This window comes from Streptomyces sp. NPDC096046, from assembly GCF_040303285.1.
Taxonomy (GTDB): Bacteria; Actinomycetota; Actinomycetes; order Streptomycetales; family Streptomycetaceae; genus Streptomyces.
In genome coordinates, this window is the sequence record NZ_JBEOSZ010000044.1 from 47762 (window position 1) to 71559 (window position 23798).

17 protein-coding genes and 2 pseudogenes are annotated in these 23798 nt (G+C 73.7%); 9 read left to right on the plus strand and 10 right to left on the minus strand.

The annotated features are described in order from the left end of the window. Positions 1-311: 311 nt before the first annotated feature. The 5 genes from ABTX62_RS29570 (at position 312) to ABTX62_RS29590 (ending at position 7263) form a co-directional block, all read left to right on the plus strand. Complete coding sequence (locus tag ABTX62_RS29570; protein WP_352119039.1) at positions 312-1049, plus strand: beta-phosphoglucomutase family hydrolase; 738 nt, start codon at positions 312-314, stop codon at positions 1047-1049. Then, positions 1046-3400 (plus strand): glycoside hydrolase family 65 protein, encoded by a 2355-nt coding sequence (locus tag ABTX62_RS29575; RefSeq protein WP_352119040.1) that lies wholly within the window; start codon positions 1046-1048, stop codon positions 3398-3400. The genes ABTX62_RS29570 and ABTX62_RS29575 overlap by 4 nt, the downstream gene beginning before the upstream one ends. 105 nt (positions 3401-3505) lie before the next feature. Then, positions 3506-4984: a hypothetical protein gene (locus ABTX62_RS29580; RefSeq protein ID WP_352119041.1), complete on the plus strand. Its 1479-nt coding sequence runs from the start codon at positions 3506-3508 to the stop codon at positions 4982-4984. A 334-nt stretch (positions 4985-5318) separates the two neighbouring features. Then, complete coding sequence (nicT, locus tag ABTX62_RS29585) at positions 5319-6470, plus strand: Nickel transporter NicT (protein WP_352119042.1); 1152 nt, start codon at positions 5319-5321, stop codon at positions 6468-6470. Between the two features lie 301 nt (positions 6471-6771). Beyond that, on the plus strand, positions 6772-7263 hold the full coding sequence (locus tag ABTX62_RS29590) for a DUF5709 domain-containing protein (RefSeq protein WP_352119056.1): 492 nt from the start codon (positions 6772-6774) through the stop codon (positions 7261-7263). A 78-nt stretch (positions 7264-7341) separates the two neighbouring features. Here ABTX62_RS29590 and ABTX62_RS29595 read toward each other — a convergent pair whose 3' ends face one another. Continuing rightward, positions 7342-7548, minus strand: a complete 207-nt coding sequence (locus ABTX62_RS29595; RefSeq protein WP_283972647.1) for a hypothetical protein — start codon at positions 7546-7548, stop codon at positions 7342-7344. A 216-nt stretch (positions 7549-7764) separates the two neighbouring features. Between ABTX62_RS29595 and ABTX62_RS29600 the strand changes: the two are divergent. Beyond that, positions 7765-7996: pseudogene (locus ABTX62_RS29600) on the plus strand (chaplin). A gap of 64 nt (positions 7997-8060) precedes the next feature. On the opposite strand, the gene ABTX62_RS29605 reads toward ABTX62_RS29600, so the two are convergent. Beyond that, positions 8061-9170: a PP2C family protein-serine/threonine phosphatase gene (locus tag ABTX62_RS29605; protein ID WP_352119043.1), complete on the minus strand. Its 1110-nt coding sequence runs from the start codon at positions 9168-9170 to the stop codon at positions 8061-8063. Positions 9171-9637: 467 nt separating this feature from the next. Between ABTX62_RS29605 and ABTX62_RS29610 the strand changes: the two genes are divergently transcribed. Next, positions 9638-10528 (plus strand): GNAT family N-acetyltransferase, encoded by an 891-nt coding sequence (locus ABTX62_RS29610; RefSeq protein ID WP_352119044.1) that lies wholly within the window; start codon positions 9638-9640, stop codon positions 10526-10528. A 30-nt stretch (positions 10529-10558) separates the two neighbouring features. Here ABTX62_RS29610 and ABTX62_RS29615 read toward each other — a convergent pair whose 3' ends face one another. Continuing rightward, a complete protein-coding gene (locus ABTX62_RS29615) occupies positions 10559-11440 on the minus strand; it encodes a Gfo/Idh/MocA family protein (protein ID WP_352119045.1) in 882 nt (293 codons plus the stop codon). Between the two features lie 113 nt (positions 11441-11553). Continuing rightward, complete coding sequence (locus ABTX62_RS29620) at positions 11554-11964, minus strand: VOC family protein (protein WP_352119046.1); 411 nt, start codon at positions 11962-11964, stop codon at positions 11554-11556. Between the two features lie 175 nt (positions 11965-12139). Here ABTX62_RS29620 and ABTX62_RS29625 point away from each other — a divergent pair. Continuing rightward, positions 12140-12440, plus strand: a pseudogene (locus tag ABTX62_RS29625) (aldo/keto reductase); the annotation flags it as partial. A 93-nt stretch (positions 12441-12533) separates the two neighbouring features. Here the strand turns inward: ABTX62_RS29625 and ABTX62_RS29630 are convergent. After that, the gene (locus ABTX62_RS29630) at positions 12534-12764 is read right to left on the minus strand and encodes a hypothetical protein (protein WP_352119047.1); all 231 of its coding nucleotides are present in this window, start codon (positions 12762-12764) and stop codon (positions 12534-12536) included. Between the two features lie 188 nt (positions 12765-12952). On the opposite strand from ABTX62_RS29630, the gene ABTX62_RS29635 reads away from it, so the two are divergent. Further along, on the plus strand, positions 12953-14677 hold the full coding sequence (locus ABTX62_RS29635; protein WP_352119057.1) for a hypothetical protein: 1725 nt from the start codon (positions 12953-12955) through the stop codon (positions 14675-14677). 71 nt (positions 14678-14748) lie between these two features. Here ABTX62_RS29635 and ABTX62_RS29640 read toward each other — a convergent pair whose 3' ends face one another. The 5 genes from ABTX62_RS29640 to ABTX62_RS29660 all read right to left on the minus strand — a co-directional run bounded on the left by ABTX62_RS29640 (position 14749) and on the right by ABTX62_RS29660 (position 23586). Next, positions 14749-15390 (minus strand): cutinase family protein, encoded by a 642-nt coding sequence (locus ABTX62_RS29640; RefSeq protein WP_352119048.1) that lies wholly within the window; start codon positions 15388-15390, stop codon positions 14749-14751. 152 nt (positions 15391-15542) lie between these two features. Further along, a complete protein-coding gene (locus tag ABTX62_RS29645) occupies positions 15543-16766 on the minus strand; it encodes a PucR family transcriptional regulator (RefSeq protein ID WP_352119049.1) in 1224 nt (407 codons plus the stop codon). A gap of 122 nt (positions 16767-16888) precedes the next feature. Further along, positions 16889-17839 (minus strand): alpha/beta hydrolase, encoded by a 951-nt coding sequence (locus ABTX62_RS29650; RefSeq protein WP_352119050.1) that lies wholly within the window; start codon positions 17837-17839, stop codon positions 16889-16891. Between the two features lie 24 nt (positions 17840-17863). Beyond that, positions 17864-21832, minus strand: a complete 3969-nt coding sequence (locus ABTX62_RS29655; protein ID WP_352119051.1) for an acyltransferase domain-containing protein — start codon at positions 21830-21832, stop codon at positions 17864-17866. Beyond that, on the minus strand, positions 21829-23586 hold the full coding sequence (locus ABTX62_RS29660; protein ID WP_352119052.1) for a fatty acyl-AMP ligase: 1758 nt from the start codon (positions 23584-23586) through the stop codon (positions 21829-21831). The genes ABTX62_RS29655 and ABTX62_RS29660 overlap by 4 nt, the downstream gene beginning before the upstream one ends. Positions 23587-23798: the final 212 nt, after the last annotated feature.

A 23798-nucleotide genomic window follows, 5' to 3' on the forward strand; every position in this document is an offset into this window, starting at 1 on the left:
TCGTGTCGCGGGCGTCCTTGCGTTCCTGTGCCTTGGGCGCTCGGGCAGTGCGGCATCCTCGCGTCCTGGGCGGCCTTCGTGTCGCGGGCGTCCTTGTGTTCCTGTGCCTTGGGCGCTCGGGCAGTGCGGCATCCTCGCGTCCTGGGCGGCCTTCGTGTCGCGGGCGTCCTTGCGTTCCTGTGCCTTGGGCGCTCGGGCAGTGCGGCATGCTCGCGCGCCGGGCAACCTTCGTACCCCCGGCACCCTCGCGCCCCCCGGCATGTGGCGTGCGCCACTCACTGGAACGTCGCCGGGCGGGGAACGGGTCCTGTATGACGCAGCTCGGTCTTCCCGAAGACATCCACGCCTGTCTCTTCGACCTCGACGGCGTCGTCACCAAGACGGCCGTCGTGCACGCCGCCGCCTGGAAGGAGATGTTCGACGCCTTCCTGCGCGAGCGTGACGGCGCGGACTTCCGGCCGTTCGAGGCGGCGGACTACGACGAGTACGTCGACGGACGACCACGCGCCGACGGTGTGCGCGCCTTCCTCGCCTCCCGCGGCATCGACCTGCCCGACGGCGACCCGGACGACCCGCCGGGCGCCGAGACCGTGCACGGACTGGGCAACCGCAAGAACGACCTGCTCCTCGAGAAGATCCGCACCGACGGCGTCGAGGCCTACGACGGCACCCTGCGCTATCTGGAGGCCGTCCGCGCACGCGGCCTCAGTACCGCGATCGTCTCCTCCAGCGCCAACTGCCGTGACGTGCTCCGCTCGATCGGCGCCGAGCACTTCTTCGACGTACGCATCGACGGCGTGGTCGCCGCCGAGCGCAAGCTGCCCGGCAAGCCGCACCCGGACACGTTCCTCGCCGCCGCCGAGGACCTCGGTGTCGAGCCCTCCGCCGCGGCCGTCTTCGAGGACGCCCTGGCCGGTATGGACGCGGGCCGTGCGGGCCGTTTCGGGTATGTCGTCGGAGTCGACCGGGTCGGGCAGACCGACGCGCTGTACCGGCACGGCGCCGACATCGTGGTGAAGGACCTCGCCGAACTGGGGGACACCCGGTGATCACACAGCGGGCGTACGGCGTAGAGCCCTGGACCGTCCGCGAGTCGGAACTCACCCTGGACGTCCTGGCGCAGAGCGAGTCCGTGTTCGCCCTGTCCAACGGCCACATCGGCTGGCGCGGCAACCTCGACGAGGGCGAACCGCACGGCCTGCCCGGCTCCTACCTCAACGGCGTCCACGAACTGCACCCACTGCCGTACGCCGAGGCCGGCTACGGCTACCCGGAGTCCGGCCAGACGTCCATCAACGTCACCAACGGCAAGGTGCTGCGCCTCCTGGTCGACGACGAGCCGTTCGACCTGCGCTACGGGCGGCTCGTCACCCACGAGCGAACCCTCGACCTGCGGCGGGGCGTCCTGGAGCGGATCTGCGAATGGACCTCCCCGGCCGGCTCCACCGTCCGGGTGCGCTCCACGCGCCTGGTGTCCCTCACCCAGCGCGCGATAGCCGCCGTGGCGTACGAGGTGGAGCCCGTCGACAGCCGTACCCGCGTGGTCGTCCAGTCGGAACTCGTCGCCAACGAGAGCCTGCCCGAACCGGACGGCGACCCGCGCGCCGCCAAGGCGCTGAAGTCGCCGCTGGAATCGGAGGAGGACCTCGCCGCGGGCAGCCGGTTGCGCCTGATCCACCGCACGCGCCGCAGCGGCCTCAGGGTCGCCGTGGCCGCCGACCACACCGTCACCGGTCCCGAACGGACCACCACGAGCAGCGAGTCCAACGTGGACGTGGCCCGGCTGACCATCACCTCCGTTCTGGAACCGGGGGAGCGGCTGCGGGTGGAGAAGCTGGTCGCGCACGGCTGGTCCGGTGCCCGCTCCCGGCCCGCGATGAGCGATCAGGTCGAGGCGGCCCTGGCGGCGGCCGGCCACAGCGGCTGGCAGGGGCTGCTGGAGGAACAGCGGGCCTACCTCGACGACTTCTGGTCGCGCGCCGACGTCGAGATCGACGGCGACGAGGAGATCCAGCAGGCCGTCCGCTTCGCCCTCTTCCACGTCCTCCAGGCCGGCGCCCGCGCCGAACAGCGCGCCATCCCCGCCAAGGGACTGACCGGCTCCGGCTACGACGGCCACGCCTTCTGGGACACCGAGGCGTTCGTACTGCCGCTGCTCACCTACACCGCGCCGAAGTCCGCCGCCGAGGCGCTGCGCTGGCGCCTTGACACCCTGCCCGCCGCCCGGGAACGCGCCGCCCAACTCGGCCTGCGCGGCGCGGCGTTCCCCTGGCGCACCATCGACGGCTCGGAGGGCTCCGCGTACTGGCCGGCCGGCACGGCGGCCTTCCACGTCGGCGCGGACATCGCCGACGCCGTCGTACGGTACGTGGCCGTCACCGGCGACGAGACCTTCGAACGCGAGGTCGGTGTGGAGCTGCTGGTGGAGACCGCCCGCCTGTGGCGCTCCCTCGGCCACCACGACGACCGGGGCGCCTTCCACATCGACGGCGTCACCGGCCCGGACGAGTACAGCGCCATCGCCGACGACAACACGTACACCAACCTCATGGCCCGGGCGAACCTGCTCGCCGCCGCCGACGCCTGCAAGCGCCACCCGGACGAGGCAGCGCGGCTCGGCGCGGACGAGGAGGAGCGGGCCGCCTGGCGGGACGCCGCCGAGGCCATGCACGTTCCGTACAACGAGGAACTGCGGGTGCACGAACAGCACGCCGGCTTCACCCGCTACCAGCGCTGGGACTTCGACCGCACCGGCCCGGACCACTACCCCCTGATGCTCCACTTCCCCTACTTCGACCTGTACCGCAAGCAGGTCGTCAAACAGGCGGACCTGGTGCTGGCGATGTACACCTGCGGCAGCTTCTTCGAGGAGTACTTCGACGAGGAGCAGATCGCCCGCAACTTCGCCTACTACGAGCCGCTGACCGTCCGGGACTCCTCCCTGTCCGCCTGCGTCCAGGCCGTCATGGCCGCCCGGGCCGGCCATCTCGGCCTGGCGGTCGCCTACACGGCCGAGGCCGCGCTGATGGACCTCGGCGACCTGGCGCACAACACCCGCGACGGACTGCACATCGCCTCGCTCGCCGGTGCCTGGATGGCCCTGGTCGCCGGGTTCGGCGGCCTGCGGTGCAGCGACGGGGGGTTGCGGTTCGCCCCCCGCCTGCCCCAGCGCTACAGCCGGCTCGCCTTCCGGGTGGGCTTCCTCGGCCGGTGCCTGCGCGTGGAGCTGACCGCGGATCAGGCCACGTACACCCTGATCTCCGGCCGGCCCCTGACCCTCCACCACCACGGGAGCGAACTGACGGTGAGTGAGGAGGCACCCGTCTCCCGGCCCCTACCCGAGCTGACCCACCGCCCGGCCCCGGGCCAGCCACCGCACCGCGCCCCGCACACCCGCTGAGCCCGCCCCCCCGGGTCAGTCACTTGGCCCAATCCCGCCCTGCGCACCCCCGCCCCGCGGGTTAGCTTGATCGTGTTTTCCGATCACCGGGATTAGGGGCGCACCATGTCTGACGGCGCGAGCACCATCCTCGTCAGAAGGAGAAGACGCGAACGTCCGGCCGGGCCGCGCACCACTCGCCTGGCGCGCGGCGACCGGCCGCTCGCCGCCCTGGCCGCCGTCTTCGCCCTGGCGCAACTCGCCCTCGTCCGGCCCGTCCTGGGTCTCGGCTGGGACGAGATCGTCTACGTCAGCCAGGTCACCACCCACCACCCGGCGGCCTTCTTCAGCGCCCCCCGCTCCCGCGGGGTCTCATTGCTCGTGGCGCCGGTCGCGTCCTGGTCGTCGTCCGTCCCGCTGCTGCGCGTCTACCTCGCCCTGCTCTCCGGACTCGCCCTCTACCTGGCCCTGCGGGCGTGGCGGGGCCTGTTCCCGACCCGCGTCCTGGTCGTCGGCGGGGCCCTGTTCGCCTCCCTGTGGCTGACCCTCTTCTACGGCCCGCAGGCCATGCCCAACTACTGGGTGGCGATCGGCGCCCTGATCTGCGTCGGCTGCTTCCTGCGCGCCGGGGCGGAGCGGCCCGCCCCGGCGCTCCTGTGGAGTCTGGCGGCGGGCGCCGCGCTCATGGCGTGGATGCGGCCCACCGACGCCGTCCACGTGGCCGTGCCGCTGCTCGTCCTCGCCTTGGCGCGCCGCCACTGGCGGCTCCTTCTCGTGCTCGCGGCGGGACTCGCGGCGGGCGGCGTGCCCTGGGTGATCGAGGCGTACACCGCGTACGGCGGCCTGGGCGAGCGGCTGGCGGAGGCCTCCCGCATCCAGGGCGGGCTGGGCTGGCAGATCGCCGTCGACGACCAACTGCGCAGCCTGGGCGGACGGGCCCTGTGCCGGCCGTGCACCGGGCCGATGCCCCACCCCCTGGTCACCCTCTGGTGGTTCGCCCTGCCCGTGCTGGTCGGCCTCGGGCTGGTCGTCGCGGCGCGGGCCAGGCGCCTGGAACGGACCGTGGTCCCGCTGGCCTGCGCCATCACGGCCGCCCTGCCGTACCTCTTCATGATCGGATATGCGGCTCCGCGCTTCCTCCAGCCGACCTACGCCCTGCTCGCGCTCCCGGTCGCGGACGCCCTGTGGCACCTGGTCAAAGCCCCCGGGGGCACATGGCGTCCGGTCGCCGTCACGCTCGTCGCGCTCGGCCTGGCCGGGCACCTCGCGGCGCAGCTCGCCGTGCTGAACGGCGCCGTGGTCCGCAACACCGAGAGCCGCCGCGACTGGGACCGCACCGCCGACGCCCTGCACCGTCTCGGCGTCCGCCCGCCCTGCCTGCTCACCGGCCATGAGGCCATCCCGATCGGCTACTACACCGGCTGCTCCTCGGGGGCGACGTCCGGCAACAACGAGAACATCACCGTGGCCGGCATCCTGCGCACCGCGGACCGCCTTCCGGTCGCCCACCTCGCACGCGCCGGAGCCACCCCGCCCCGCTACGCCCGCTCCTGGCCCGTGCACCGGATCTCGGACCTGGACGTGCGCCTCGCACCGGGCGGCTGACGTCCCGGACGCGTTTCCTGCCCGCCCGGCTCAGGCAGGAGTCGGCTGTCGGGCACGATCGAGGGGGCGACGGCATGGGGGCGAGCGAGCACGAGGGCGGACTGCGGGCGGAGTTCTTCACTCCGGGCCCCTCGTCCTTCACGGAGTTCCTGGCCGTCCACCGCCCCGAGCCCGCCGAGGTCTGACACCCGCCGGCAGCCACGCGCCGGGCGGAGTTTCCGGTTCCATGGACAGGACCTGTCACGGGCTTTACTGCACATGAGTTGCAGTTGCCGCAGGATGGCGTGAGGCTGTTCACCGCAGCCGTCCGCACGACAGAAGGACCTTCCCTCCGATGACGGCCGTCCCTGAGTCCACTCCGCCCCTCCCCGCCCCGGCCCCCGCCCAGCGCACGGCCTGGCACCGCGTCCGCAGCTCCATGACGCGGCGGGAGTGGACCAGGGTCGGGGGGATGGCGGCCTTCGTCCTGGCCCTGCACGTGATCGGCTGGTTCACCCTCGTCGTGATCGTCGCCCCGGAGCACCGCGCCATCGGGACGCAGACCTTCGGCGTCGGCATCGGCGTCACGGCCTACACACTCGGCATGCGGCACGCCTTCGACGCCGACCACATCGCCGCCATCGACAACACGACCCGCAAGCTGATGGGGGAGGGGCAGCGGCCGCTGTCGGTCGGCTTCTGGTTCTCGCTCGGCCACTCCAGCGTCGTCTTCGCCCTGGCCTTCCTGCTCACCCTCGGCGTGAAGACCCTGGCGGGGCCGGTGCACGACGACGGCTCCGCGCTGCACGACGTCACCGGCCTGATCGGCACGGCCGTCTCGGGGACGTTCCTCTACCTCATCGCGGGCGTCAACCTCGTCATCCTGGCCGGCATCTGGAAGGTGTTCCGCGCCATGCGCTCGGGCCGTTACGACGAGGCAGCCCTGGAACAGCGCCTGAACAACCGCGGGCTCATGAACCGACTGCTGGGCCGCGTCACCAGGTCGGTGTCCAAGCCCTGGCACACGTACCCGCTGGGCCTGCTGTTCGGTCTCGGCTTCGACACCGCCACCGAGATCGCCCTGCTCGTCCTGGCCGGCTCCGGCGCCGCCTCCGGCCTGCCCTGGTACGCGATCCTGTGCCTGCCCGTCCTGTTCGCCGCGGGAATGTGCCTCCTCGACACCGTCGACGGCTCGTTCATGAACTTCGCCTACGGCTGGGCGTTCTCCCAGCCCGTCCGCAAGGTCTACTACAACCTCACCATCACCGGCCTGTCGGTCGCCGTGGCCCTCCTGATCGGCACGGTGGAGCTCCTCGGCCTGCTCGCCGGGCAGTTCGGCCTGCACGGCCGCTTCTGGGACCGGATCTCCGGCCTCGACCTCAACGTCCTCGGCTACGTGGTCGTCGCCCTGTTCCTCGTCACGTGGGTGGTGGCCCTGGTGGTGTGGAGGGTCGGGCGCATCGAGGAGAGGTGGCCGGGGGGCCCGGCCGGGCCGCACGGCTCCTAGCCGGTGCTCACGCCCCCGGTCGGGATTCCTTGCGCCCCGTGACGGCGTCTGGTTCTCCGCGTCGCCCGCGTACGACCAGGGCGTGCGGGGCGCGGGTCCCCTGCCGCCGGACGGAGGGGAGTGGGCTCGGGCCCGGGGACGACGGTTTCGACTCCGCCGGTCCGCCGGACGACGGGCCGCCCTCCCGGCCGGGGGGAATCCGTCGAGGTTAGAGCCCGCGTTACGGGAAACGCGGAACGGACAGCAGAGACGAACGAGTCGACGCAGCGACAAGGAGGCAGGAGCGATGGGCACGGAACCGATGCGCCCCGAACCGATGGCGGACGACGTGTACCAGCCCACCGGGACCAACGAGGAGCAGGAGGACGCCGCGCCGCTGGACCTGCAGGACGCCGTCGACGAACGGACCTACGACGACACCCTCGACGAGGGTTACTCCCCGCCGGAGAAGCCCCTCGGCGTCACCAAGCGCGGCACCACCGCCGCCGAGCAGCACGAGGGCGAGACCCTGGACGAGCGGCTCGCCCAGGAGGTCCCCGACGTGTCCGCCGCGCCCGTGGGGGACGGCGTGGGCGACAGCCCCGACAGTGACGGCGAACCGGTGGACCCCGAGGCGGGCACCGCACGCGCCGGACGCCTGGTCGCCCCGGACGAGGGGGCGCACGCCGACACCACGAAGGAGAGCGTCGCGGCCGACGTCGGCATCGACGGCGGCGCCGCGGGTGCGGAGGAGGCCGCCGTGCACGTGGTCGAAGAGGACCTCGCCCTGCCCGAGGCCGACCGCAGAGAGTGAACAGCCCGCCCGCCCGTACGGGAGCCGTCGTACCAGGACACGTCCGGGCACGGCGGCTCCCGTACGCCGCGGGTCCGGCTAGGGCAGCAGCTTCTCCAGAGCGGCGGGTCCCTCCGCCGCCAGCTTGCGCTTGGCCCACTCGATGGTGTGCGGGGTGAGGTCCTTGCCCGAGGCGAGGACCAGGTCCTCCGGCGACACATCGGTGCCGGTGCGGGCGTGGAGCAGACGGTCCGGGGTGGCGCGGTCCTCGGGCTGCTGGGACGCGGCGGGCTGTGAAGTCGACATGTTCTCTGCTCCTAGGGTCCGGATCGCTGGTGCGGCCCCGGTGCTGAAAAACGGGTCCGATATCACCATTCCCCGCGGGAGCGCGGCCTGCATCCGGAGAGCGCGGACCCGGCCCCGCCCGACCCCGTGCACCCCGTTCGGGCGCTCACCGATGTCGGGTCGGCGCATCACGGGTCACGGTGGAGACACATGTCCCGCATGACAGGGGCTTCACCCATGCCCACACGTGCTGCCGCGGCCGGCCTGGCCTGCGCCGCCCCGCCGGCCTTCGCCGGTACGGCGAGCGCGGACGACGGTCCCGTCGGTATCGCTGCCAAACCCCGGCGTCCTCTTCGGCAACGTCATCCAGATCCCGATCGACGTCAACGCCAACGTCTGCGGGAACACGATCAACGTGATCGATCTCCTGAACCCCGTGTTCGGCAACGAGTGCCAGATCAAGGACTGACGTACCGGTCGTACGGCCCGGCGGCGGCCCGCGCAGTTTCGCGGGCCGCCGCCGGCCGCCGTTGTCAGGGCCCTCCGGGCGGGCGGGGCGCGAGCACCAGCATCGTGACGTCGTCCCGCACGTCCGGGCAGTGCCCCACGAGGTCGGTCCAGACCCGCTCGGCCAGCGTGGCCGGGTCCTCGACGGCGAGGCCCGGCAGCCGGTCGACCAGCGGATAGAAGACCCCGTCGGCGTCCCTGGCCTCGGTGACGCCGTCGGAGGCGAGGAAAAGCCGGTCACCGGCCCTCAGCGGCACCGAGACGACCCGCGGCGGAGCGGCCTCGGTGAGGCTGATGCCGAGAGGCGCGCACGGTTCGACGTCCAGCTCCACGACCCGCCCGTCCCGCAACAGCAGCGGTCCGGCCTGCCCGCACGCCACGATCCGCACCAGCCGGGCGTCGGCGGAGAAGTCGAGCAGCACCGCCGTGGCGAACAACTCGGCGTGCGGCTCGCCCGCCGAGTCCACCGCCAGCCTCCGGTCGAGCCGGGCCGCCACGGCCTCCGGGTCCGGCTGGTCCAGCACCGCCTCCCGGAAGGCACCCAGCAGCGACGCGACCGTCGCGACGGCCGACAGCCCGTGCCCCTGCACATCGCCCATGACGGCCCGTACGCCGTAGGGGCCCGCCCGGACGTCGAAGAAGTCGCCGCCGACCAGCGTCCCGCTCTGCGCGGCCCGGTACAGGCCCGCGCAGCGCACCGGCCCGACGCGCTCCGGCAGAGGCGGCACGACCGCCCGCTGCGCGGCCTCGGCGACGGCCCGCTCGGTGACCAGTTGCGCGTCCCGCCTGGTGCGGACGTACGACAGCAGCACGCTCAGCACCGAGACGAAGCACACGGTCAGCAGGTCGGTGCTGCCGGGATCGTCGAGGTTGAAGACGGGCACGGACAGCACGACCACCACCAGCGCGCCGAGCACGGCCGTCATCACCGGTCCGTGCGCCAGCACGGCCAGGGGCGGGATGGCGCCCAGCAGGAAGCCGATGTCGAGGGGCTTCGGACTGATCAGCTCCGCCGCGCACACGCCCGCCAGCAGTGCCGACGGCAGCACCCTGGCCCAGCCGGGCGGTGGCGCGCCGCGCAGCCAGCCCCGCCGGTCCGGGTCCCGGCGCGCAAGCCGGCCGCGCACACTGTTCATCCCACCACGCTGCTACGCCCGACCGGCCGCCGCACGCCGGGCCCGCGCCGCCGTGGGCCCTCGTGGTCCGCCGCGGTCCTGGAACGGCGTGAGCGTCAGCCTGATGCCCGTGGGAGCCGTGCCCTGGATGGGAGCGCTCTCAGACCACGCTGCGGAACGGATGCTGCGGACCGGCACCGCCCTCGCCAACCCGGTCCGTTTCGCGGAAGTCCTGCCTCTCCCAATCCACTTGACACATCACGCATCGCCTGGCCACCGCTCAAGGAGCAGTCGAGCCAGGCAGGGAAGGCGTTGGACGGCCCGCCGGAGATCCCGTAGCGTGTGGCGCGCCACGCCCCTGAGACCGGTGGAAGGAGGGCAGAGCCGTGCAGTTCATCCCGTACCCGCGCTCCCTCCCCCTTGTCCCGGCGTGCCTCTGACCGACCGGGAGCGCTCTGAGCAGCAGCCTGCGTCCCGGAGGACATCCCATGACCGATCCGGTCATCCGCGCGCTCGACACGAGCGACGCCGAACTCTTCGACACCCTGCCCGACCCGCTGGGCGCCCGTGAGGGCCACCGGCTGACCCGGCACCGCCCGGACTGGAAGCGGGTGGCCCTGCGCGACGGCCGCGTCGTCGCACGCGGCGCCTGGTGGGGCGGGCCCGACGACACCCAGCCCCTCAACCTCAACTGGTTCGACGTGGCCGAAGGCGAGGAGGAAGCGGGCGCCGCCCTCCTGCGCTCCGCCCCCTGGCAGGTCGAACTGGAGCTGAACCTGCCCGCCGGCTGGCGCGACGACCCGGAACTGCGCTCCGCCGCCGAGACCCGCCTCACCGCCGCCCGCAAGGCCGGTTACGTCCTCCTGGTCGAGCGTTTTCTGTACCGTTGGACCCCCGGGCGCGGCCTGCCCGAGCGGCCCGGGCGCCTGGAGTTCCGCGCCGAGCCGGACGACGCCGTGTTCTTCGACGCGCTGCGCCGCATCCACTCCGTCACCCTGGACGCCCATGCCCTCAAGGCCATCGAGCAGGGCGGACTCGACCAGGCGGCGCGGGAGGAACTCGACTTCCTCCACTGGTGCCCCTCGCCCCGCGAGTGGTGGCAGGTGGCGTACACCCCGCAGGGCGAGACGGCCGGCATCCACATCCCGGCCCGCAACCCGTCCGGCCCCTGCATCGGCTTCATCGGCGTCCTGCCCGACCAGCGCGGGCACGGCTACGCCTACGACCTCCTGGCCGAGTGCACCCACTTCCTCGTCGAACAGGGGGCGGAGTTCGTCGCCGCGGCCACGGACCAGGGCAACTTCCCCATGGCGGCGAATTTCGCCAAGGCCGGCTACCCGGTGGTGAGGGAGCGGCTCAACTTCGACCCGGCGCGCTGAGGGAGCCGTCGCCGGGGAGACGTCGCCCGGCTAGGACCCGTCGTTCAGCAGGTCCTGGGCCGCCGTGAGGATCTCCGTCACCCGCAGCCCGAACGCCGCGTCACAGGCGTTCGGGCGGCCGGTCCGGGCGGCGTGGAGCAGGGCGTCCGCGGCCCGCATCAGCGCGGGCACCGCGCCGTCGGCGCTGTCGGGAAGCACCGCGACCCCCGCATCCCCCCGCAGCTCCACGGCGGCACCGGCAGCGGCGGCCGGTGCCGTCAGGCTCAGGGTCAGGGTGCTCGACGCGCCCCCCGAGTGGTCGAGGACGAGATGGGACGTGTCGCCGGGCCCGTACGCCGCCGCCGTCACACGCCGCACGTCGCCGAGGACCGGCAGCAGCACGGACAGGGCGTGCGGGCCGACGTCCCACAGGGCGCCCTTCTCCCGCCGCCACGGCGTCGCGAAGGGACTCTCGCCGGAGAACACCGCCCCGAGCCACTCGGCCCGCCCCGTGAACCAGCCCGGCACCGCGGCCTGTTCGGCGATCCACGCCGCCGGCCCGGGCTGGAAGCGCGTCGTGAAGAACACGACCGAGGCGACACCGGCCTCCTCGGCCGCCTCGACCACCGCCCGCCCCTGCTCCACCGTCGGCGCGAGCGGTTTGTCCAGCAGCAGATGGCATCCGGCCCGTGCCGCCCGCGCGGCGAGCCCGGCCTGCACCTCCGGCGGCAGCGCCACCGCCACGGCGTCCACGTCGGCGAACAACGCGTCGACGTCGTCGTACGCCCGCACGCCGTGTCGCTCGGACAGTTCCGCGGCGGCCTCCGGACGGCGGCCCCACACCCCGGCGAAGTCCAGCCCGTCGTGCCCGCTCAACGCGGGTGCGTGAGCCATCCGCGCCCAGGGTCCGGTGCCGAGCAGTCCTATCCGCATGCCGCCGCCTCTCCACGCTGCCAGGACGAAGAGCGTGCCACACGACAACGGCGGGCGGGATCGAGACCCCGCGTCGGGCGGACTCAGGGGGGCGGACCGTCGGGCTCCGCTGCTCAGTTCTCCGAGCTGATGTTGACCATCCAGGGGACGCCGAAGCGGTCGGTGCACATGCCGAACACGTCGCCCCACATCTGCTTCTCCAGCGGCACCGACACCGAGCCGCCCTCGGACAGCTTCTCCCAGTAGCCGCGCAGCTCGGCGTCGTCGTCGCCGCTCAGGCTCACCGAGTAGGAGCTGCCCTGCTCGGACTCCATGCCCGGCGGGTTGTCGGCGCCCATCAGGGTGAAGCCGCCGGTGGTTTCCAGCATGCCGTGCATGATCTTGTCGGCGTTCGGGGCGTCCGCCTGTCCGAAGTCTCCGTAGCTGTTGAGGGCGAGCGTGCCGCCGAAGACCTCCTCGTAGAACTCCATCGCCTGCCGGGCGTCGCCGTTGAAGCTGAGGTACGGATTGAGACGCGAGGCCATGAGAACCTCCCAGAAAGGGGCAAAGGGTCGTTTTCGCGCAGCGTATCGCCGGGCACCGGCAATGGCTCGTCGAGTGTGGCGCGCCCGGATCGGTGCGACGGTCCGCAGCGGCCGATGCCCTTCCCCAACTGCCCTGTTGCGGTGCCCTCTTGACCGGAGGGGGAGGCGGCGGCTCATGACATCCACGGTCCGTGTCGGCGGAGACCTGGAGGTACGCCGGCTCGGCTTCGGCGCGATGCACCTGCCGGCCGGACCGGGCCCCGACCGGGAGAACGCCCTCGCGGTCGCCCGGCGGGCCGTCGAACTGGGCGTCACCCTGATCGACACGGCGCATCTGTACGGCGGCGGAGCCAATGAGAAGCTCCTCGCGGAGGCCCTGTACCCCTACCCGGAGCCTGCTGATCACCACCAAGGTCGGTGTCGCGCGGACCGGCCCGGGCGGCGACCGGAAGCTCGACGGACGGCCCGAGATCCTGTGAGGCTGACGCCCGCCCAGCGCGACCGCCTCGACCGGTCGGCGAAAGGGGCCGCCGGAGCGGACTGACCGTCCGGGCCCGCCGTGCCGAGGCTCACGCCTCCTCGGACGCCCCGCTGTTCCAGTCGTACGGGCCGCCGCCCTGCCACTCGATCAGCTGGGTGTCGTCGACGGCCGTGTCCGCGGTGGGAAGGCCCTCGCGGTGCAGCAGGTCCAGCACGTCGAAGAGGCTGTAGGCGACGCCCATGCGCTCGCCGTGGATGGTCACCAGCCGTCCGCCGTCCGTCGCGGGCGGCTGCACGACCACAGGGGGTTGACCGTCCATAGCCCCACCATGCTCCCGAAACGGCCGGTTCGCAGCTCGGTGACGTCCGGAAGCGTTACGCGCCCCGTGCCGGAGGCCCGGCGCCGGGCGCGCTGTGCGCCGGTGACAAGGCGCGATCCGGAAGCTGAGTTCTCATCAGCAGTGGCTGAGAGCGGCGGCGGCGCCACCCTAGCGTCCGTGGCATGGACATGAATTACATGAACCGTATGCGGAGAGGGAAGTGGTGCGGTGCCGTGCTGGCGGTGCTGCTGACCACCGGGACACTCACGGCCGCCGCCCCCGGCGCCCAAGCCGACGGGACGCGCACCGAGACGCCGGTGCGATCGACCTCACCGGTGACCGGGGTGACCGAGTCGGTGGTGCGGGTGAAGGTGCCGCTGCCGGAGTCGGCCGGGGCACGTCCGGCGGCGTGCGACTGGCTGTCGTACCTGCGCTACCGCTCCGCCGGCGGGCCGGCCGCCTCGGCCGACGCGGACCGCGTCCTCATCGCCCAGCCCGGCATCCTCGAAGGGGCCGGCGCCTTCGACAGCGTCGCCCGCAACACCGTCACGAAGGCCGCTCAGCAGGGACTGCACATCGAGTTCTGGGCGCTGGACCGGCGCTCCAACTGCCTGGAGGACCGCACCGGCATCGCCTCCGGCGACCAGCACACCGCTGTCGACTACTACTACCGCGGCAAGCAGGTCGACGGCCGGAGCTTCGGCGGCCACCCCGGCAACGCCCAACTGGGCTGGATGGCGAAGCTCGGCATCCAGCAGACCGTACGCGACCAGTACGACCTCCTCACCGCCGAGTTGCCCTCCCAGGCGCTCCGCAAGCGGAAGGTGCTGTGCGGCGGGCACTCGCTGGGCGGTGTGATCACCGGCTACTTCGTCGCCGCCGACTTCGACGGCGACCGCGCCACCACGGCGGACGCCGGGTACAACCAGTGCGCCGGCTACTTCGCTCTCGACACGACCGTCTCCACCTCGCTGGCCGACCTCAGCGGGAGCATCCCCGACGACACCAACCTCCCCGACGTCGGTCTCGGCCATGGCGTCGTGCAGGCCGGCCTCGACAGCGGAGTGCTGCCGCGCACGCTGTCCGCGCCGGTGCTGCTCAACCCCGAGACCATGACCCTGCTCGGCATCGCCGGTCTCGGCGCCCTGAACGACCTGGAGGGCGAGGCCGACCTGCCCCGCCACCTGCCCTCCAACCTCAACATCGAGGCGACCCACCGCTTCCTGTTCGCCAAGGACACGGCGGCCTTCCTCAGCGGCAAGCCCGCGGTGAAGGACTTCCGCCTCACCAACGGAGCCGTGCTCGGGGCGCTGCTGGACGACAACTCCGTACCGCTGGCGTTCCTGCAGACCAGCGTGGGCTTCTTCGACGGCGGACCGATCGCCGACAAGAGCTTCCCCGTCGCCAACGGCGGCGACGGGCAGGCCGGGCCGTACGGCACCGCGTACAAGGCCATCCCCGACAAGCCGAAGGGTCCGCTCTACACCTGGCGCAACTACGACCGGGTCGGCGACGCCGACGACCCGGGCTACCGGTCGGCCGACGGCACCCCGTTCACCGGCGCCGGTGAGGAGGTCACCGACGTGCGGCAACTGGCCCGCAGCCTCGCCGAGCAGCCGCTGGACTTCACCGAGCAGTACTTCCCCACCAAGCTGGTCACGGACATCCAGCTGGCCACCTCCCCGCAGGTGAAGAAGCTCGTCGTCCATCCCGAGGGGCTCAAGGCCAATCCGGTGCTCACCGTGCTCGCCGGTGAGGGACTGCTGGCCGGCCGGGTCCCGGCCGAGCTGCACCCCGTGGTCGCCGACGGCTACCAGCACCTCGACGTCCTGACCGCCGCCCCCGAGCAGAACGACGGCCGGCCGGAGCCCGTCTCCACCAGCCTCGCCGGCTTCGCGCGCGCACCGCGCTAGCCTTCCTGCCCGCACGCACGCCCGGGGCCCGGGAGGATCTCCTCCCGGGCCCCTTCGTGTACGGGCGTGGCTCAGAGCCTGCCCGCGGCGAACGTGGCCGCCTCCTCGGCGTCGTCCCGGTAGCTCAGGTGCGCCCCGACGTCGCCCCCGCCGTTCTGGCAGACGGGGTCGCCCTGGGCGCAGAGGTCGAGCGTGCGGCCCTGGTACGTGCCCGTGACGCTCTTGCCGAGCGCCCGGATCGGGTTGCCGAACAGCAGCACCGCGGCGACCTTCGGCTCGACCGCCGCGGGCAGCGTGGCCACGATGGGGCTGCCGACCACCGCGCCCGCGCTGCTGATGCCGATCGAGTTGTCGACGACGTTCGCGCCCTGCGAATAGCCGACGAGAACGAACTTCTGATTCGGGCAGGCAGCGGCCTGGCTCTGCACATGGTTCACCAGGTCCCGATTGCCCTGCGCCGCGGATGTGGGGGAGAGGTCGGCGGGGTAGTTCACCTTGTAGCTGGACAGGTTCTTGCCCGCTGCCTTCTTCTGCAGCGCGGAATACACCGGGTCGCCGACGATGAAGCCGAGGGTGCCCGGTTCGAAGGTGCCGCGGGCCGCGACGACCTCGACGTCCGAGCAGGCCGCCGCCATGGCCGGGGGAGCCGTGAGGGTGGCGAGCCCGGCCCCGCCGGCCAGCGACAGCGCCGCGAGACACATACGGATACGCATGGGGGATCCTCCGCGTGGGGAGGCGCGTGAAGCGCCTGCGAAAAAGAACGCCCCGAACGTATTCGCTTTCTTCCGCACCCTGTTATGGACAGGATTATGGAAACGTCGCCGGTTTTTGTCGCCGATTGAGTACGCCGCCTGAATTCAGGCCGTCAGTCCTGTGCCGGGCGCAGTGATCGAGCGCGCAGCGCCAGAATGAGGTCGAGGCGGGTCGCCGGGTCGTGCAGGGAGTCGCCGAAGAGCTTCTCCAGCTGGCGCAGACGGTAACGGACCGTCTGGGGGTGGATGTGCAGCCGCGCGGCGACGTCCGGCACGTTGCTGCCGCTGAGCAGCCAGGCCAGCAGTGTCTCGGCGAGCCGGTCGCGCTGCCCCGCCGACACCGTGTCCAGGGGCGCGAGGACCAGAGCCTGGAGCCGCTCCAGCAGCGGCTCGTCGCCGTACAGCAGCAGCGTCGACAGATGCTCGGAGCAGCGCACCACGCCCTGGCGGGGGAGCACCCCACGGCCCATCAGGCCGAGCGCCCGGGCGGCCAGGCGCAGCGACTGCGCGGCCTCGGTGACCGCGACCGCCGGACCGATCGCCGCGGGCCGGCCGCGCAGCGCGAGTGTGAACGCCCGGCCGCCGATGCCGCCCGGGCCGTCCGGTTCGGGCAGCAGCATGCGCGGCGGACGGGACCCCATGTCCACCAGGGCGCCCGACGCCGCCAGCGGCCGGTCCTCCTCCCGCCGGTCCGGCGCCGCCGCGAGCGCCACGACCGCGACGGTCCGGGGCACCTGCCAGCGCGCGCTGTGTGCCAGGTCCTGCACGGCCTCCAGCGCCACCGGCCCGTCCTCCAGGAGCAGGTCGAGCAGGCGCTTGCGGCGGCGCTCCAACTCGTCGGAGCTCCGCAGCTGGGCCTCGGCGTACCCGGAGGCCGCCGCCTGGGCCACCTCGTGCACGGTCCGGAACGCCAGCTCCCCCAGCCCGGCCACGACCGTGGAGTCCAGCCCGAGTTCCTCCGCGGTGCGGCTCATCTGCCGCCAGGCGCACATCCCGCCGACCCGCAAGGCGGACTGCAGGGCGTCCAGACTGCGTCCCTCCAGGGCCTCACCCCGCCCGAGTGCGTAGTACGTCGCCGCGATCGCGTCCCCGTCGTCGCGCGGATCGGCGATGTGGTCGACGAACAGGGTCAGCGCCTGCACCACCCCGGACCGCAGCGCTTGGCGGTACGTACCGTCGGCGGGCCGGGCGTACTCGGGGACCTGGCGGCGGACCTCCTCCTCCACCTCATCGGCGACGGCCGCCAGATCGGCGCGCAGCACCTTCGCCAGCTCAGGGGGGAACTGCGGCGCGGCGGTGGGGCGGTCCGGCACGCCGTGCGGGGTGGGCACAGCCATCACGGACACTCCTTTCGACCGGAAGCGGCTCACCCGCGGACTGTCGCCCGTGGGACGAGTGGGAAGTCCTGTGTTGGACGGACGACCCCTCCGCTGCGTTCCGTGCCCCGACGGCACCCCCGTCACTCCGGCACACCCAGCGCACGGGCGAGGATGGGCCACGAGGCGGCGAACTCCGGCCTCCAGTGTGTCCAGTCGTGCCCGCCGCCCCCGTAGAAGTGCGTGGTGGCCGGGACCCTCATCAGGGACAGCGTGCGGGCGAAACCCTGGGCGGAGGGCCACAGGGCGCTCTCCAGGATCCCCGGGAGCGGATCGCCGCCGTTGCCCACCCCGCTGCCCTGCGAGACGTACAGGGCGGTGCCGCGCAACCCGGTGGCGCGGGCGCGCGGGTTGAAGTCCCGCCAGGTCAGAAGGTTGAGCAGCGGATTGCCCCACAGGGACGCGGCCGGCAGGTTCTCACGGGCCACGATCGCGTCCATGATGACCGGAACACCGGGGGCGGTGGTGTCCAGGATGCCGCTGTAGGAGGCCGCCGCGGCGAACGCCCCGGGGTGGCGGGCCGCGTGGGCCATCGCCCCGTAGCCGCCGGTGGAGACCCCGGCGACCGCCCGGACGCCGGAGGCCCGGTAGTCCCGGGCGAGCAGCGCCGGCACCTCCTTCACCTGGAACGTCTCGTAGTCCGGGCCGCCGCGCCAGACGCTCGGGATGCCGGTGGGACCCGCGTCCGGCATCGCCACGATCAGGTCGCGGCCCGCGGTGAACGCCTCGATGTCCGTCTCGCGGGTCCAGGACGTGTAGTCGTCATGAGCGCCGTGCAGCAGGTACAGCACGGGGTATCTCTTCTCCGGGCGCGTACCGAAGTCCGACGGCAGGATCAGCCGGACCGGCGCGCTGCGGCCGAGGGCGGCGGAGGGCACGGACACGTCCAGTGTGCGCGGCCCGAGCCGCCGGGCCGCCCGGGCGGGGGCGGTGCCGGCGGCGGCCCCCGACAGGGCGGCGAGACTCGCGACGGTCGCTCTGGCGAGGGTGCGGCGGGACACTCCGGCAGCGGGCCGGTGCGGCAGGTCGGGCATGACGGCTCTCCTCGGGTTCCGGGGTCAGAGGGCCGGCTCGGCGAGCAGGCGGCTCAGGTGGGTGGCGATCGCGTCGACGTGCGGCGGATCGAGCAGCGACAGATGGTGACCGGGCACGGGCACCACCTCCAGACGGGGGCACACCTCGTCCCAGCCCAGCGCCGGGTCGTCCCGCTCGTACGCCGGGTCGCGCACGGTGTGCGGCGCGGGTTCGGCGGCCCGGTAGAGGACGACCGGCCCGCCGTGGACGCCGGGACGGTGAGCCTCTCCGGCCCCCATGTCCAGGTAGGAGGCCCGCTGGTGCTCCAGCGCGGCGGACGGCACGTCGGCGGCCTCGCGCAGGGCCCGCAGCACGGATTCGATCCGGTCCGCGTCGTCGTCCATGGCCACGAGTTCGTCGTACGGCAACTCCAGCCGCACACCGTGGGCGTCGGCGACATGGCGGGCGAAGCCCTCGAAGTGCGCCCGGATCCGGTCGGCCCGCGTGAGACCCGGGAGGGGGAGGGGCCGCACGGAGTCGATGAGCACGACCAGTGGCACCTCCCGCCCGGCGGCGCTCAGTTGCCGCGCGGTCTCCTGGGCGACGAACCCGCCGAAGGACCAGCCGCCCAGCAGGCAGGGCCCGTCCGGGTGGGCGGCGTTGATCGCCTCGGCGTAGCGCCGTGCCTTCTCGGGCACGGTCCGGGCCTCCTCGATCCGCTCCAGCCCGTACACCGGCTGGTCGCCGCCGAGACGCTCGGTGAGCGCCCGGTAGACGGTGACCGGCCCGCCGGCGGCGTGGACGAGGAACAGCGGGGGCCGCGTGCCGGTGGCGCGCAGCGGCCGCACCGGGGTGTCGTCCCGGGGGAGGGCGCGCTCGACACGGGTGGCGGCGTCCGCGACGGTGACGGCGGCGAACAGCTCGCGCAGGGGCAGTTCGATGCCGAACTCGCGCTCCACCGCCGTGCGCACCCGGACCGCCATCAGCGAGTCCAGGCCGAGGTCGGCCCACGCGGTGTCCGGGGTGATACGGGCGGGGGAGTGGCCCGTGACGGCGGCGATGTGGTGGGTCAAACGGGTCAGGACCGAAGAAGGCTCGCTCACCGCGGCAGGAGGTTCCTCCGGCAGCGGCTCCGAGCCCGCCCCCCGGCCGTCCGTCCACCAGTGCCGTACGTGCCGCCACCGGGGCAGCGGCAGGTCGATGACCCGCCCCGGCGGCACGGGCAGCCGCTGCCCCGCCGCGTACAGGGCACCCACCTGCCCGGCGAACGCCTCCGATCCGTCGGCGTCCCGGCGCAGGGTGGCCAGGGCGAGGGCGCCGGGCACGGTGTCGGCGACGGCGCCGGTCAGCACCGGGTGAGGGGAGATCTCGACGAAGGCCGTGTGACCGTCGGCCGCGGCCGAGGCGAGGGCCCGGTCCAGCCGCACCGGCCGACGCAGGTTGGCCGCCCAGTGCGCGGCGTCGAAGAGGCAGTCTCCGCGCGGGTCGTCGAGGACCGTGGAGTGGACCGGGACGCGTGGCCGCCGTCCCCGGATCCCCGACAGCGCGTTCATCAGCTCCGGCAGCAGCCCGTCCACCTGCGGGGAGTGCCCGGCGCCGACGACCCGCATGGCCCTGGCCGCCCGGCCCTGCCCCTGCAGCCGGCGCACGAGCGCGGCCACCGCCGCCTCCTCGCCGGTGACGACCTTCTGCCGGGGGGAGGAGTGCACGGCCACCTGCACCTCAGGGAAGTCCCTCTCCAGGGCGTCCCGTGCGGCGTGGTCCAGCTCCACCACGGCCATCGCTCCGCCGCGCAGACCGCTCAGCAGCCGAGCCCGTACGGCGATGACACGCGCCCCGTCCGCCACGTCCAGCGCGCCCGCGCACACCGCCGCCGCCACCTCGCCCATGGAGTGGCCGATCACGGCGGCGGGCTCGACCCCGTGGGACCGCCACAGCTCGGCGAGCGCCAACTGCACTCCGAAGAGCACCGGTTGGGCCACTTCCAGACGGTCGAGACCCTCACCCGAGGCCAGCCGGTCGTAGAGGGACAGGCCGCACTCCGGGGCGAGCTGCGGGTCGAGCTTCTCCACGGCGGCGGCGAACGCGGGCTCCTCGGCCAGCAGCCGGCGCCCCATTCCGGGCCACTGGCTGCCGTAGCCGGAGAAGACCCACACCGTGCCCCGCCCGACGCGGTCGCAATCCCCGGTCGTCACCCGCGCGTCGGGGTGTCCGGCCGCCAACGCGTCCAGGGCGTCGGCCAGTTCGGCGCGGTCCCGGGCGACCACGGCGGCGCGTACCGGCCCCCGGCCCGTGCGCCCGGCCAGGGTCCGGGCCACGTCCGCGGGATGCGCGGCGCTGTCCCGCAGCCGGGCCGCGAGCCGGCCCGCCGTGTCGCGAAGGCGCTCGGTGTCGACGTCGCAGAGCAGATGCAGGCGGGTGGCCGGCTCCTCGGCCGGCCGGGCGGGAGCCAGGCCGGGCGGCCCTTCCTCCAGCACCACATGGGCGTTGGTGCCGCCGAACCCGAAACCGGAGACGCCCGCGAGGGCCGTGCCACCGTAGCGGGGCCAGGGCTCCGGCTCGGTCACCACCCGCAGCCGGGCATCGGCGAGCGAACTGCCCCGCTCGCAGTGCAGGGACGGCGGGATGGTGTCATGGTGCAGGGCCAGCACGGTCTTCACCAGGCCGGCGACACCCGCCGCGGACTCCAGATGACCGAGGTTGCCCTTGGCGGAACCCAGCAGCAGCGGCTGGTCGGGGTCGCGGCCCGCGCCGAGCACCGCGCCGAGCGCGCCCGCCTCGATCGGGTCACCCAGCGGGGTGCCGGTGCCGTGGGCCTCCACGTAGTCGACGTGCTCGGTGGCGAGCCCGGCCTGCCGGTAAGCCCTCTCCAGCAGCGCCCGCTGGGCGGCCGGGTTGGGCGCCATGAGGCCGTTCGAGCGGCCGTCGGAGTTGACGGCGCTGGCCCGGATGACGGCCAGCACACGGTCGCCGTCCCGCTCGGCGTCGGACAGCCGCTTCAGGATCACGGCCGCGCAGCCCTCGCCGCGCCCGATACCGTCGGCCGCGGCCGAGAACGGCTTGCAGCGCCCGTCCGGCGCGAGGGCGCCCGCCCGGCCGAAGGCGACGGTGATGGCGGGGGACAGCAGCAGGTTGACGCCCGCGGCGATCGCCGTGTCGCTCTCGCCCGTGCGCAGGCTGACGCAGGCGTGGTGCACGGCGACCAGCGAGGAGGAGCAGGCCGTGTCGACGGCCAGGCTCGGCCCCCGGGTGTCCAGGACGTAGGCGAGCCGCCCTGCGGCGACGCCGAGCGCACCACCGGCGGGCGCCCAGGGATCGACGGCGGCCGGGTCGGCGCCCGTCAGCTGCCCGTACTCCGGCGCGGAGATGCCCACGAACACGCCGGTGGCAGTGCCCGCCAGGGACCCGGCCGGCACGGCGGCGTGGTCGAGCGCCTCGTGGACGACCTCCAGCAGGATCCGCTGCTGGGGATCCATCACCGCGGCCTCGCGCGGGGTGACGCGGAAGAAATCCGCGTCGAACCCGGCGATGTCGTCGAGATAGCCGCCGTAGGGGTGCGCGTCGGCGGGCGGGAACGCGGTGAAGTCGCGCCAGCGGTCCTCCGGGACGCGCCGGATCGCGTCGACGCCCTGGGTGAGCAGACGCCAGTAGCCGTCCGGGCCGTGCGCCCCGCCGGGCAGGCGGCAGCCGACCCCGATGACCGCCACCGGCTCGGCCGCAGTGCCGGGCACCGTGGGACGCGACGCCGACGCCACGCCGGTCCCGGCGCCCTCCGGGTCGCACAGCCGCGCCACCAGGGCGTCCCCGGTGGGCGCCTCCCACAGCAGCGTCGTCGGCAGCTCACGGCCCGTGGCCCGGGACAGCTCACCGGCCAGGGCGACGGCGTCGCGGGAGGCCATGCCGAGGTCCGCGAGCGGCCGGTCCATCGGCACGTCCTGCGGGGACGCGCCGGTCCAGGCGGCCACCCGCTCGGCGATCAGCAGGCGCAGCGCGGTCTCGTCGACGTGCCTCATCCCGCGGCACCCGCCCGGTCCTGCCCCCCGTAGGCGCCCTCCAGGTAGCGGGCGCGGGTCAGCGTCCGTGACACCTTGCCGCTGGAGGTCCGTGGCACCGTGCCCGGTGGCACCAGGACCACATCGGCCAGCCGCAGCCCGTGCCGGGCCGAGACGGCACCGCGCACCGCATGCACCAGAGCCGCCACGTCCAGCTCGGCGAGCCGCACGGTCCGGGCGTGCTCCGCCACCACGACCGCACGCTCGCCACCGGCGCCACCCGGCACGGCGAAGGCGGCCAGCCGGTCCCGGCGCACCGCCCCGTGCGCCTCCTGGGCCGTCGCCTCGACGTCCTGCGGGTAGTGGTTGCGCCCGTCGACGATGATCAGGTCCTTCAGCCGTCCCGTGACGACCAACTGCCCTTCCAGCACCGTTCCCAGGTCCCCCGTGCGCAGCCAGCGTCCCGGCCCGGCCACGGGGTCCGCGAACTGCGCGCCGAAGACCTCCTCCGAGTCCCGGTTGCGGTAGCCGCGGCCGACGTTCGGCCCCTGCACCCAGATCTCCCCGACCTCGCCCTCCGACAGCGGCACCCGCGTCACCGGGTCGGCGATCCGGACCCGCTGACCCGCCGGGGTGCCGCAGCCCGCCAGCAGCACCGCCCGGGGGTCACCGGGAGGGGCGGGCAGGGCCTTTCCGGCCGCCAGGGCGTCCCGGTCGAGCGCGAACCGGCTCAGCGGCTCACCCGGCCGGGCCGCGCACACGAACACCGTGGCCTCGGCCAGCCCGTACGACGGGCAGTGCGTCCCGGGCGCCAGGCCCTGGCCCGCGAACGCCGCGTGGAAACGGTCGGCCGTGCCCGGGCGGACCGGCTCGCTGCCGTTGATCAGCGCGGTCACCTTGTCCAGCCGCAGACCCTCCTTCTGGTCGGCGGTGACGGTCGCGACGCAGTAGTCGTAGGCGAAGTTGGGCGCGGCGCTCACGGCGTTCGGATGCGCGGCGAGCAGCCGCAGCCAGCGCACCGGCTCGCGCAGGAACGCCGCCGGGTCCATCAGCACCGACAGCTCCCCGCGCACCACCGGGGCCGCGACGCTGAGCACCAGCCCCATGTCGTGGTAGAGCGGCAGCCAGCCCACGCAGGTCATGGGGCGGGTGTCGACGCCGTAGGCGGCCAGCGCCTGGCGGGCGTTGGCGACGACGTTGCCGTGGCCGATCTCCACACCGGCCGGGGCCCGGGTCGAACCGGAGGTGTACTGGAGGTAGGCGGGGGTCCCGGCGTCGGGGGCGGCCGGCTGCCGGTCCCGGCCCTCGTCGTCGGGCACCTCGTCCGCGACGACGATCCGCGGCCCGCCGGACCCGAGGAAGCCCCGCACCTCGTCCCTGGCCCGCCTTGTGGTCACCACGACCGAGGGGCCCGCGTCCGCCAGGATGCCCACGAGCCGGTCCGCGTGCCCCGGCAGACCCGGCGGATACAGCGGCACGGCGACCAGTCCGGCGGCCAGGGCCGCGAGGAAGGCGGTCACGTACTCCGTGCCCTGCGGGCACAGCAGCGCGACCCGGTCACCCGGATCCGACTCGTTCGAGAGCCGGGCGGCGAGCGCCCGGACCCGCACGTCCAGGCGGCGCCAGGTCAGGGTGCGGTGGACGCCGCGCGAGTGCGGCGCCGGGTGCTCGACGAAGGTGAAGGCCCGGCGCTCGGGGGTGGTTTCGGCCCAGTGCCGTACGTAGTCCGGCAGTGTGGGACACGCGGGCGCGAGCGGGGGGCGGCGGCTGTCCATCAGGCGGGGGCTCCTCACGGCGCGGATCGGCCTAGGGGTCGCAAAGGGGCAGAGGGGGGCGGCTAGTGCCGCGGCAGGCAACGTTTGCCCGTCAAGGAGCGGCGTCCGGTGCGTGCGCTCGGCGTGCCGGGTGCAAGCCCTCGTACTGGGTGTACTTGGGCTTGCGCCCGGTGCGGCGAGAGTGCGTGCCGGGCGTCGCGACGGGGCGAACG